The 11,969-nt window shown below is 65.9% G+C and carries 12 protein-coding genes and 1 tRNA gene; 10 read left to right on the forward strand and 3 right to left on the reverse strand.

What is annotated here, in order from left to right:
* The first annotated feature begins 74 nt into the window (after positions 1 to 74).
* The 9 genes from D3877_RS19580 (at position 75) to D3877_RS29535 (ending at position 8,426) form a co-directional block, all read left to right on the forward strand.
* Positions 75 to 656, forward strand: a complete 582-nt coding sequence (locus tag D3877_RS19580) for a YceD family protein (protein WP_119832333.1) — start codon at positions 75 to 77, stop codon at positions 654 to 656.
* Positions 657 to 798: 142 nt separating this feature from the next.
* Positions 799 to 987 carry a 50S ribosomal protein L32 gene (gene rpmF, locus D3877_RS19585; RefSeq protein ID WP_119832334.1) on the forward strand — a complete coding sequence of 63 codons (189 nt, stop codon included), beginning with the start codon at positions 799 to 801 and terminating at the stop codon, positions 985 to 987.
* Positions 988 to 1,057: 70 nt separating this feature from the next.
* Positions 1,058 to 2,110, forward strand: coding sequence for a phosphate acyltransferase PlsX (gene plsX / locus D3877_RS19590; RefSeq protein ID WP_119832335.1), 1,053 nt, complete (start codon positions 1,058 to 1,060; stop codon positions 2,108 to 2,110).
* A gap of 3 nt (positions 2,111 to 2,113) precedes the next feature.
* Complete coding sequence (locus D3877_RS19595) at positions 2,114 to 3,085, forward strand: beta-ketoacyl-ACP synthase III (protein WP_119832336.1); 972 nt, start codon at positions 2,114 to 2,116, stop codon at positions 3,083 to 3,085.
* Positions 3,086 to 3,241: 156 nt separating this feature from the next.
* On the forward strand, positions 3,242 to 3,574 hold the full coding sequence (locus D3877_RS19600) for an integration host factor subunit alpha (protein WP_119832337.1): 333 nt from the start codon (positions 3,242 to 3,244) through the stop codon (positions 3,572 to 3,574).
* Between the two features lie 24 nt (positions 3,575 to 3,598).
* Positions 3,599 to 4,069 carry a MerR family transcriptional regulator gene (locus D3877_RS19605; protein WP_119832338.1) on the forward strand — a complete coding sequence of 157 codons (471 nt, stop codon included), beginning with the start codon at positions 3,599 to 3,601 and terminating at the stop codon, positions 4,067 to 4,069.
* Positions 4,070 to 4,162: 93 nt separating this feature from the next.
* Positions 4,163 to 4,239, forward strand: a tRNA-Pro gene (locus tag D3877_RS19610).
* 202 nt (positions 4,240 to 4,441) lie between these two features.
* Positions 4,442 to 7,483, forward strand: a complete 3,042-nt coding sequence (locus tag D3877_RS19615) for a tetratricopeptide repeat protein (protein ID WP_119832339.1) — start codon at positions 4,442 to 4,444, stop codon at positions 7,481 to 7,483.
* A 175-nt stretch (positions 7,484 to 7,658) separates the two neighbouring features.
* A complete protein-coding gene (locus D3877_RS29535) occupies positions 7,659 to 8,426 on the forward strand; it encodes a hypothetical protein (protein ID WP_147395239.1) in 768 nt (255 codons plus the stop codon).
* A gap of 102 nt (positions 8,427 to 8,528) precedes the next feature.
* Here the strand turns inward: D3877_RS29535 and D3877_RS29540 are convergent, their stop codons facing one another.
* The 3 genes from D3877_RS29540 to D3877_RS29930 form a co-directional block, all read right to left on the reverse strand.
* Complete coding sequence (locus D3877_RS29540) at positions 8,529 to 8,714, reverse strand: hypothetical protein (protein WP_147395240.1); 186 nt, start codon at positions 8,712 to 8,714, stop codon at positions 8,529 to 8,531.
* 264 nt (positions 8,715 to 8,978) lie between these two features.
* Entirely contained in the window at positions 8,979 to 10,127 is a 1,149-nt protein-coding gene (locus tag D3877_RS19625; protein WP_119832341.1) for a hypothetical protein, read from the reverse strand.
* Positions 10,124 to 10,564, reverse strand: a complete 441-nt coding sequence (locus tag D3877_RS29930) for an ATP-binding protein (RefSeq protein ID WP_158599948.1) — start codon at positions 10,562 to 10,564, stop codon at positions 10,124 to 10,126. Before D3877_RS29930 ends, D3877_RS19625 begins: the two co-directional genes overlap by 4 nt.
* 371 nt (positions 10,565 to 10,935) lie before the next feature.
* Between D3877_RS29930 and D3877_RS19635 the strand changes: the two genes are divergently transcribed.
* Entirely contained in the window at positions 10,936 to 11,769 is an 834-nt protein-coding gene (locus tag D3877_RS19635; protein ID WP_119832343.1) for a tetratricopeptide repeat protein, read from the forward strand.
* The last annotated feature ends 200 nt before the right edge of the window (positions 11,770 to 11,969 follow it).

The following is an 11,969-nucleotide window of genomic DNA, read 5'->3' on the forward strand; positions in this document are numbered from 1 at the left end:
ATGTGACTTCCTGCGCCGGAGTCGAGTCGCCCCTTGGGCGCGGCTCCGGCTTGTTTTCCAAGGACGACTCCGCCATGACCGACCCCAGCGCCCTCATCCCCGCGCCGGAATTCTCGCGCAAAATCAGCGCCGACTCCGTGCGCCGCGCCCCGCTGACCGAAACCATCGAGGCCAACGAGCAGGAGCGCAAGGCGCTGGCCGAACGGTTCGAGCTGGAGTCGATCGGCCGCCTCACCGCCACCATCCGCCTGCGCGCCACGCGCGGCGGCTCAATGATCCGTGTGTCGGGGCGGTTGGAGGCCGAGGTGGTGCAGACCTGCATCATCACGCTGGACCCCGTCCCCGCCCATGTCGAGGATGAGTTCGAGGCGCTGTTCGCCCCGGAATCGCTGATCGAGGAGCCGGGCGAAGAGATTGATTTCGACCCGACCCTGTCCGACGCGGAGATTCCCGAGCCGATGCAGAACAACCGCATCGACATTGGTGAATTGACGGCGCAGCATCTGTCTTTGGCGCTCAACCCCTATCCGCAGGTGGATGGCGCGGTGTTTGAAGGATTCGACGACGGCCCGCTCGACGAGGAGGAGGCCGTCCCGGAAGAACCGGAGAAACCCAACCCGTTCGCGGCCTTGCAACGCCTGAAGCCGCGCGACTGATCCCTGTTTGGCGGAAGGCTGCCGATCATGGGTTTCCGGGTTGTTCGCGCTTGCCCTGCGGGGACATTTGCCTTATTGAATGCCGCTCGCGTTGGGCGGCCCCTGTTCGGGCCGCCTTTTACCATCAAGAGAGTTTACGGTCATGGCTGTTCCGAAGAAGAAGACCTCCAAGTCGCGTCGCAACATGCGTCGTTCGCACCACGCGCTGCCGACCTCGTCCTACGCCGAGTGCACGAACTGCGGCGAGCTGAAGCGTCCGCACCATGTCTGCGGGTCTTGCGGCCATTACGACCAGCGCGAAGTGGTTCAGAGCGGCGCTGCCGCCGCTTGATCCCCGTCGCGTTGTTGCGGGTCATGATGTTCCAGGGCGTGCGCCGTCCTAGCCGGGGAGTCTGTTCGCGGTGAGTCAGCGCCTGACCATTGCCCTGGACGCCATGGGTGGGGATCTCGGTCCCGACATGGTGATCGCCGGGGCGGACATCGCGCGGGAACGTCATCCCGACGTGACTTTCCTGTTGTTCGGCGATTCCCAGCGAATCGAGCCGCTGTTGAATCAGCGGCCCGCGCTGAAGGCTGTTGCGGAGATCCGCCACACGCCCGACGCGGTGGCTGGGGACGCCAAGCCTGCGGTCGCTTTGCGCGCAGGGCGCCAGTCCAGCATGCGGCTCGCCATCGACGCGGTGGCGAACGGGCAGGCGGCGTGCGTCGTGTCGGCGGGAAACACCGGCGCCTTGATGGCGATGGCGAAGTTCGTGCTGAAGACGCTGCCCGGTATTGACCGGCCGGCGATCGCGTCGTTCTTCCCGACCCAACGGGGCGAGAGCATCATGCTGGATCTCGGCGCCAACGCCGAATGCCAGCCGGAGAATCTCGTCCAGTTCGCGGTGATGGGGGCGGTTTTCGCCCGCGCCGTGCTGGGGCTGCCGGAACCGACCATCGGCGTTCTGAACATCGGTTCGGAAGACATGAAGGGCAACGAGGTGGTGCGCGCGGCGGCGGCGACGCTGCGCGAGATGCCGTTGCCCGGCCGTTTCCACGGCTTTGTCGAGGGCAACGACATTGGTTTGGGCACGGTGGACGTGGTCGTGACCGACGGCTTCACCGGCAACGTCGCCCTGAAAACCGCCGAGGGCACGGCCAAGCTGTTTGCCGAGTTTCTGCGGCGGACGTTCGAGTCGTCGCTGTTGGCGCGCATCGGCTATCTGTTGGCGCGCGGGGCGTTCAAACGCTTCAAGCAGCGCATCGACCCGCGCCGCTACAACGGCGCCATGTTTTTGGGATTGCGCGGCGTCTGCGTGAAGAGCCATGGCGGCACCGACGCCATCGGCTTCGCCAACGCGGTGGCCGTGGCGATCAATCTGGCGGCGCACGGTTTCAACGAGCGCATCAAGGAAGAGATGAGCCGCGTCGCCGACGCGCACCCTCTTCCCGACACGAAGGCGGCGGCGGGCTGAATCATGGTCAAGCGTTCCCGAGTTCTGGGCTGTGGCACGTATTTGCCGGCCAACGTCGTCACCAACCGTGACCTGGAACAGCGGGTGGACACCACCGACGAGTGGATTGTCCAACGCACCGGGATCCAGTCGCGCCACCTCGCCGCTGACGGCGAGATGACGTCCGATCTGGCCATCGGCGCCGCGACTCGCGCGCTGGAGCATGCCGGGGTTCCGGCCAGCAGCATCGACTGCATCATTCTGGCGACCACCACCCCCGACAACACCTTCCCGGCGACGGCGACCAAGGTGCAGGCGGCGCTTGGCACGGTTGGCTTCGCCATGGACATCCAGGCGGTGTGCGCCGGATTCGTCTACGCTTTGTCGGTGGCCGACAATTTCATCCGGGGCGGGCAGGCCCGCCGGGCGCTGGTGATCGGCGCCGAAACCTTCTCGCGCATTCTCGACTGGAACGACCGCACCACCTGCGTGCTGTTCGGCGACGGCGCGGGCGCGGTGGTGCTGGAAGGCTACGACGCCAAGGGCGATACGAGCGACCGGGGCGTGCTGTCCACCCATCTGCATTCCGACGGTCGGCAGTATGACCTGCTTTACGTCGATGGCGGCCCGTCCTCCACCCAGACCGTCGGCCATGTCCGCATGCACGGACAGGAGATTTTCCGCCACGCCGTCAGCAAGCTGTCGGGCGTGGTGGAGGAGGCGCTGGTCGCCAACGGGCTGGAAGTCTCGGACATTGATTGGATGGTTCCCCATCAGGCGAACCGCCGCATCATCGACGGGCTGGCCCGCAAGATGAAGCTGGCCCCGGAGAAGGTGGTGCTGACCGTCGATCACCACGGCAACACCTCGGCGGCGTCGATTCCGCTGGCCTTGGGCGAGGCGGTGGCCGATGGGCGGATCAAGCGCGGCGATCTGGTGCTGATGGAAGCCATCGGCGGCGGCCTGACCTGGGGGTCGGCGCTGGTCCGTTGGTAAGGGTCCGCTGGTAAGTCTGTTCAGCCCTTTTGCATACGCCTGCGGATTGTTGCAACGCGAGAGCGTTGACGGCTAAGCCCTTGCCAAGCTTTTGAATTGACGGACCTTCTTCGGTCGGATTACCGTCTTCCCACTGGTTGCGGGGGGAGACGATCCATGACCCAGAACACCGTCACGCGCGCCCAACTCAGCGAAGCCGTCTATCAAGAAGTCGGTTTGTCGCGCAACGAATCCGCCGATCTGGTGGAAACCATTCTCGATGAAATTTCCGACGCGCTGGCGCGCGGCGAAATGGTGAAGATCTCATCCTTCGGCAGCTTCCAGGTCCGCCAGAAGGGTGAGCGCATTGGCCGCAACCCCAAGACCGGGGAAGAGGTGCCGATCCTGCCGCGCCGTGTTCTGGTGTTCCGCGCCAGCCATGTGCTGAAAAACCGCATCAACGAGCTTCAGGACGCGGTGGACGCGGCCAACGCGCGGGCGGCCTCCTGATGAGGCCAGCGCGGCGTTGACGCCATGAAGTCGGCGACGGCCTTCCGCACCATCAGCGAGGTCGCGACCGACCTGAGGGTGCCGCAGCATGTCCTGCGTTTTTGGGAAACCAAATTCCCGCAGATCCGCCCGCTGAAGCGCGGCGGCGGGCGACGCTATTACCGGCCCGAGGATGTGGAGCTGCTGCGGCGAATCCAGGCGCTGCTGTATGAGGAACGCTACACCATCAAGGGCGTCCAGCGGCTGTTGAAGGAAGGCCGCACGGCGAATCCAACCCCGCCGCTTCCCGAAGATTCCGAAGACGAGACCGGGCCGGACGGGGCGGGGGAGGGCGTTCCCGCACCCGAACCGATGGACCCGAACGACGCGCCGGAGGATGAGCCGCCGGGGCTGCCCAGCGATCTGCGCCATGATCTGCTGATGGTTTTGGACGAGTTGAAGGCGCTGCGCGGGGTGTTGGCGCGGCTGTCGGGGCGGGATGAAAAAAACATCTAAAATCGTTACGGGAATGGTTGCATCGCCAAAAGGCCGCCGCTATAGTCCCGTTCCCGTTCGGAACCAAGCCGCAGCTTGCTGCGGCGTGAGTAACGGAGCGTAGCGCAGCCTGGTAGCGCATCAGACTGGGGGTCTGAGGGTCGCAGGTTCGAATCCTGTCGCTCCGACCAGTTCCGAACGGAAAAAGCCCTGAAGCCTTTGGCTTCGGGGCTTTTTGCTGCGCGCGAGCGGCGCGGCGCGGGTTGATTTCCGCTGTCACGTTCAACCACAATGGCGCGTTCCTGATCGTCCTTGCGCGCGGCGCGCAGCCCGGCGGTTGGTGTTCGGGCGCTCCGGTCCAGGGGCCGGGGTGGTTGCACGCGAAGGGCGGTCATGAAGGCGCGTTGGCTTCACATTTCGGATTTCCATTTCGCGGGCGGGGATCCCTATGACCGGAACGTCGTGCTGAACGCGCTGGTCGCGTCCCTACGGCGTTTCCAGGACCAGAGGCATGGGGCCGATCTGGTGTTCGCCACCGGCGACATCGCACAAAAGGGGCAGGCCAGCGAATACGCCGCCGCGACCGGATTTTTCGACGCGGTGCTGAAAGAGCTTGGGTTGGGGCGGGAGCGGCTGTTCGTCGTTCCCGGCAATCACGATGTGGATCGACGGCAAGGCAGCCGCCTTTTGCGAACGCTGGCGACGCGGGAGGATGCGGACGAGCATTTCGCCCCGGACATCGGAAACCCGCACATCACCTTGAAACAAAATGCGTTTCTGACGTGGTACAACCAGTATTTCAACGGAATTCGGGTCTTTCCCGAACGCACCACCTGCGGGCCGGTGGAGGCGGTGGATTTGCCGGGCGGTCGCGTCGGCGTGTTGCCGATCAACAGCGCCCTGTTTTGTCAGGATGAGAAGGATCACGCCAAGCTGTGGGTTGGCCGCCGTTGCCTGGACGACGGGATTCGGGCGCTGGCGGGCTTGACCCCCAAACCGGCGCTGACGGTGGCCTTGCTGCATCACCCGCTGACTTGGCTGCACCCGGTGGAGCAGAGCAACATCAAGGCGATCTTGCAGCGCGACGTTGACGTTGTCTTGCGCGGACACATGCATGAAAGCGATGTGGACGACGTCGCCGGAGTGGCCGGGCGGGCGTTGCACATCGCGGCGGGAGCGACCTTTCAAAGTCGGCGTTGGCCGAACCGGGCCTTTTTCGCCAGCCTGGAGAATGGGCAGGTCGAGCTGTTTCCGATTCGCTACGAGGATAGCCCGCAAGAGGCGTGGACGCTCGACACCAGCCTGTTTCCTGGCCCTGGCTATCGCCGAGGCTTTCCCATTCCAAGCTTGTCCACGCCGACCTCCCCGCCGCCGCTTCCACCACCTCCGCCGCCGCCGTCCTTGGCGGCGCCGCGCACCAACATTCCGGCGTTGCGGAAGCTGACGCTGGTTGGGCGGGATGGGCTGTTGGCGCAGGTCAGCGCGGCGTTGGGCGCGCCGGAGCGGGATTCGGTGTTGGTGCTGCGCGGGGCGCCGGGGGTGGGGAAAAGCGAGTTGGCCCGCGAATACGCGCGGCGCAACGCCCACCGCTACCCCGGCGGCGCGTTCGTGATCGAGGCGGGCGGGCGGGCCATCGCGGTTGGCTTGGCCGAAATCGGGCGGGCGCATCTGGACATGAGCTTTCCGCCCGATCTGCCGCTGGACGACCAGGGCGTGCGGGTGGCCCGCGCGTTGCGCGCGGCGCCCTGTCTGCTGATTTTTGACAATGTCGTGGCGGTGGACGATATCCTCCCCTGGCTGCCGCCCGCCGGAACGCCCGGCCACACGCTGTTGACCTCGCTGCTGGATTCCTGGGGCGCGGTCGCCCCCGATCTGGCCGTTCAACCGCTGTCGGACGCCGACGCGCTGACATTGGTCGAACAGCTCGCCGGGGCGGAGATCGCCCGCAGCCATGGGGCGGCGCTGCTGCGGCAGGCTGGGGGGCTGCCGGTGCAACTGGTCCCGGCCTCCGCCACGCTGAAGAAGGAGGCGGAGCGTGGGCGGTTGGACGTCGTCGGCCTGTCGCTGGAGCCGTCAACGGAGCGGAGCTTCAGCGGGGTGTATCGGTTGCTGGAGCCGTCGGCGCAACTGCTGCTGCACGCGGCGGCCCGTTTGGAGTCGCAGGCCATCGCCAGCGATGCGCTGGCCGAGCATCTGACCACCGGGGCGGGCTGGACCGAGGCGATGTTCCGCCGACACCTCACCGCCTGTCTGGATCTGCATCTGCTGGACGGCGCGGCGACGCTGCGGATGCACCAACTCTTCGCCGCCTTCCTCAACGCGCAACCCGTGGCCCCAGCCCTGGCCGATTCGTTCCAGCGCGTCGTCGCGGCCCAGGCCCGCGCGTTGGTCGCGGTGGCGGATGAGGTGACGGACCAGCCGAACCGGGCGGATTTGGCGGCGCGCCTGTTCCTGTTCCAGCCGGACGCCGCGCGCTGGACCGTTTCGGGGGCGGTGCTGACGGCGGATGACGCCTTTGCGGTTGGCCGGGCGCTCTACGAGATTGGCCGGTTTGAGGAGGCTTTGGCGTGGGAGATGTGGGCGGTCGAGAACGCCGACCAGGAGGCTTCGGACGATCCGGTGGATCATGAGAGGAAGGGGGAGGGGTTCCACAATGTCGGCGGTTCCCTGTCCCGTCTTGGGCGGTACGCCGCCGCGCAGAACTGGTTTGAGCGGGCGGTTGCGGAGAAGGAGCAAGGCGACGCCCATGGCCGCGTCGATCATAAGAGCCTTGGCAGCAGCCTGCACGAAGTGGGCATTTGCCTGTCCCGTCTTGGTCGCTATGCCGCCGCGCAAGAGTGGTTTGAGCGGGCGGTTGCGGAGGCGGAGCAAGGCGACGTCCATGGCCGCGTCGATCATGCGTACCTTGGCCGTAGCCTGCACCAAGTGGGCATGTGCCTGTTGGGTCTTGGTCAGCCCGCCGCCGCGCAAGAGTGGTTTGAGCGGGCGGTTGCGGAGACGGAGCAAGGCGACGTCCATGGTCGCGTCGATCATGCGAGCCTTGGCCGTAGCCAGCAACAAGTGGGCAAGTGTCTGTCGCATCTTGGTCAGCCCGCCGCCGCGCAAGAGTGGTTTGAGCGGGCGGTTGCGGAGAAGGAGCAAGGCGACGTTCATGGCCGCATCGATCATGAGAGCCTTGGCAAGAGCTTGCATGAAGTGGGCAACTGTCTGTTTCGTCTTGGTCAGCCCGCCGCCGCGCAAGAGTGGTTTGAGCGTGCGGTTGCGGAGACGGAGCAAGGCGACGTCCATGGCCGCGTCGATCACCAAAGCCTCGCCATCAGCCTGGAGTCGGTCGGCGTCTGCCTGTCGGAGCTTGATCGACCCGACGAGGCGCAAGTCTGGTTCGCGCGGGCGGAGGCGGAGAATGCTATTCCCAACGAACCCGGCGTTCGGTGAGACGCGCGCGGGCGGGCGCTTGACGGGGTGGGGGTGTTTTCAGCCGGGGAAGGGGTGTTTCCGCGACGGCGGGTCCGTTGGGGCGGGTTGGTTTGGCGGCGTCTTGTTCCCCGTGCGGGGGGCAGGTTCGGATGGGCGCGCGGCCCTGAGAGCTGTTGGGTCGGTTTTGACAGACGTGAATTTCAAGCGCATGACTCAGTTTGCAGGTGCAGTGATCCGTTGGAGCATCGAGATGAGCAAACATCGACCGCCGCCGATTTCTTGGCCCAGCAACAGCCCTGGCAAGGCGTCCGCCGTGCAGGAAAAAGGACCGGGTGGTCAGGCGCCGGTCTCGCCGCCAAGACATTCACCCCATGGCGGACCGGCCCAGGTGATACAGCGCTTTTTCAATGACCCGGCAATGGACGTCGAAATGGAGGATTCTGGGGTCATCGCCCAGCGACTGGCTCAGGAACCACGCCACACGGTGCATGGGGGCGGTCTGCGATTTCGCTACGCCCACACAGGCACTTTTTCAAAATCAAAATACATTATTTTGGCTCCAAGCAAATCAATTGTCACAAACGGCCATGGGGAGTGTCGAAAGCACCGCGTCAATGTGTTTATGAACGATGTTTACACCAAAATGTACATCACGTACGAAATACAATATTATAAGGACCCCAACAAATTCCCGGTCGTGTTTCTTATGCACATTGAAACCAAGGGGCACGGATACGATGATTTGAAGGGGGTGGGGGCGTTGCTGGTTTTCGCGATGTGCAAGGACATTGTGGATCGCCATCTCTCCGACATCGAAGTTGCGTTGCCCGCCGCCGATCAACGCGGTTTTTACGCCCATATGGGATTCGACACGTCGGTGATGGGACAGGCGCCCGGCAAGGCGATGACGGTCTTTCAGAAATCCCGAACCTCCGCGATCAGCCATTGGCTTCCGGCGTAAATCCGTCGTCGGCTTCGCCACCTGGCGTTTGACGCAGACGCCTCAAGACTCGCGATGACGGGGGATGCCGTTCGACAGCGGGCTGACCTGCTCAACCACGTTTCAGCGCAGGTCGATGCCCGCTTGGCGCAGGGTGCGGGTGAGGGCGGCGACGATGTCGGGGTCAACCTCGCCCGTTCCGTAATCAAAGTTGATTACGGCGTACCACGGAACCCCGGCTTTGCTCGCCAGCATCCGTGTCGACCAGCCAAGGCGCAAGCGTGCCGCTTGGCACTGCGTCCCGGTCATGTTCGTCGACTCCACACGTAGCGTTGCCTGATGGCGGGCGGGGTTGGGTTGACCCAGGGGATGGCGAATCACGTCTGGCTCAATTCAAAACCGAACGCCGGTCAGCTTGAAGAATGCAGAAATCAGCCTTGCTTGTCATGTATCGGATTGTTGCAACTTTGCGCGGCCTGCCCTGAACAGATGTCATAGTACGACAAATCATTAAAATTAAATTGAAAATCGAAACATGGGGGCCGGAGAAAGGGGCCGAGGATTGCCGCCTTGTCATGTGTTTTTCTGGGCCGCGCCCACGCAGGCCAAGAGGTTGGCCAACGCCCGCGCCTGAACGGCCAGAGGTTGTTGATCGCCGTCATTGGGCGGGCTGGGGGCCGGGCCGGGGGGCGGCGGGGCTGGGTTTTCCGCCAGCACGCTGTGAAAACGGGCGGCGATGGCGTGGGCGTGGTGGCGCAACACCTGTTCCAGCATGGCGAATTCCGGCGGTTTGGACGATCCCAAGCGGGCGCAGAACTGATGCAGAAGAGTCAACTGTTCCAGGGCCGACACCGCCAGACTGGGCGTCACGTCGGTCCGTCCGGCGGCCTTGCCAGCGATGCGGGCCAGCAGGTTGGCCAAGGCGTTCAGGGTCTTGCCGAAGGCCCGCAGGGCGGCTTCGTCCTCGGCGATGACGAAGGCGGTGCGCTCCTCCTCCCCATCGCGCAGGGCGTCGAGCAGGCGCAGGGCGACGGTCAGCAGATGATCGGTCTGCGACACCACGGCGACGTTGTCGTACAGGGTCAGCAGATCGGGCTTGCTGATGAAGGCGCGGATGGTCTCGGCGGAGCGCATCAGCGTCAAACGGCTGAGACGGCGGGCGTGCTCCGACAGGCTCGCCAACCCGGATTGGTGGCCGAGGATCTCCAGAACCCAGCGCACCGCCTCGATCCGCAGCAGGTCAAAGGCGATGCTGCGCAGGTCGGGGCCGTCGGGCGTGTCGAGCAGGACGCGCAGATGGTCGGTCGATTGCCGGGCGCTGTCGACCAGCGCGGACACGACCTCGTCCACCCGCGCGCGCAGCGGCGTGCGGGCGTCGCCGTGCCGAGCGAGCAGGGCGGCCAGCGCCTCGGCGGTCGTCACCGCGTCGGGCGCTCCGACGGCGGGATCGGCGATCACCGCGCGCAGATGGCGGCAGAGCGCGGCGGCGGCGAGCGCTTCCAGCGCCGGGCCATATTGGGCCAGCAGATGGGCGCGGCGGTCGGCGGGGCTGTAGGCGGCCAGAACGTCCAGCGGCAGTTCATGGCCCTTCGGGTTGGGCGGCAGGGGCAGGGCGACGGCCTGCGCGCGGATGGCGGCGGCGTCCGCCACGGTGGCGGCGCGACCGAGAGCGCCAGCCAGCGCCGCCCAGGCGGCGAGCGGCGGCGCGCGTTCGTCGGTCATGCGGGGCGCCCGGCCAGAAATTTGGTCAGCCGCACCAGATTGCGGCCAGCGTCGCGCCGGTAGTCGGCACGGTCCATCGTCTGCTTGACCAGAAACACGCCCAGCCCGCCGATGGGCCGGTCCTCGACGTCGCTGGTCAGATCGGGGGCGGCGACCTCGGTGAAGGGATCGAAGGGGGCGGCTTTATCCTCGATCTCCACCTGAAGGGTCGCGTCGTCGCAGCCAAGCCGCACGGTGATCGCGCGCGCAGGCGCGCTGGTCGCGTCGGCGTAGCCGTAGGTCACGATGTTGGTGATGAGTTCATCCAGGCAGAGATTGAGCTTGAACGCGATGTCGGGCGGCAGCCCGTTGCGGTCGGCGAAGTCATCCACCGTTTCGGCCAACCGCGCCAACTCGCTGAGGTCGGCGCGCAGATCCAGTTCGAGCTGGTCGCTCATGCGGTGTTGTCTCCGGCGCCTTGGCGTGATGGCGCGCTCTGCGTTGAGCCGGGGGGTGGTTTGTATGTGATGATCGGCGGGTTTCCGAACAAGCTCAATTCCTTTTGTCGCTTCGCGGCTTCCGGGGCGGGGCGGTTGGCCGGGAAAGATGGTCATCGGGGCGGGAAGGGCGCACAGTGACAAAACCGCGACCGGCCCGACCCAGAGGTTGAAGGGGCGGCGAGGCCCGCCCAGATTCCCGATGGCGGTCCTGATGGCGCGGGCGACGCGCGTGGAGCGCGTCGCGGCCATGGAATGAAGCGCCGATGGCGGGTGTTTGCGGGTGTGGCCGCCCTGTGGCGGGGCGCCGGGAAACGGGGAGTGTTGACGCCATGCCGACGATCTGGACGGAAGCGATCTTGACTCAAGCGAGTTGGACCCAGGCGATCTGGACGCGGATGAAGGCCAGGATGGGGGACGCCGCCGCGCAGCACGCGGTCGCCGAAGCCCTGCGCGTGGTCGATGTCGCGGCGGCGGTTCCCTGGTATCGCCAAGCCGCGCGCGGCGGGCATGTCGGCGCGCAGACGATGCTGGCCTTTCTGCTGGCGAACGGCATCGGGGCGCGGGCGAACCCGCGCGCCGCCGTCGCCTGGTATCGCCGGGCGGCGCTGATGGGCGATGTCGGCGCGCAAAACAATTTGGGCTACATGCTGGAACAGGGGGCCGGGGCGCCGCGCGACGCCGCGCGGGCGGCGGGTTGGTATCGGCTGGCCGCGCTTCAGCGCTCGGCGACGGCTCAGGTGAATTTGGCCCTGCTGCTGCTGGACGGGCGCGGCGTGGAACGGGACGAGGCGCAGGCGGTTGCATGGCTGCGTCTGGCGGCGGCGCAGGGGCATCCGGCGGGGCAGGTCCGGCTTGGCCTGTGCCTGCGCGAAGGGGTGGGGGTCGAGCGTGACCCAGTGGAGGCCGCGCGCTGGCTGCGCGCCGCCGCCGAGCAGGGCGATCAGGAGGCGCTGGCCGCGCTGGCGGGTTTGACGGCCGAGGAGGCCAATCACGCGCCGACGGCCGATCAACCGGCGCTGGCTCAACCGGCGCTGGCGGATTGCTCGGGCGATGAGGACGCGGAGAGGGGGCAACCCTCGGCGGATTGGCCGAGCGCCGATTGGCCACCCGCCTGGACAAAAGGCGAGGCTGTGGGTGGGCGGGCCTGGGTGGAGACGGTGTAACCCGGCCCGGTGGTTTCTTTGGTTTTTCTTTCAATTCAGAGATGTTTTGTCCAAATCGCCAAAGATTTAAACAAAATTTGTCAGCGGTTGGGGCGCGCCACCATCTTGTTTTACCGCTGCAAACCCCCGATCATGGTCCTATGACCGCTGGATCGGGCGGATGGCAAAGGGGTGGTGGAACCGTGGCTTTTGCGATGGGA

This window comes from Azospirillum cavernae (genome assembly GCF_003590795.1).
Lineage (GTDB): Bacteria > Pseudomonadota > Alphaproteobacteria > Azospirillales > Azospirillaceae > Azospirillum > Azospirillum cavernae.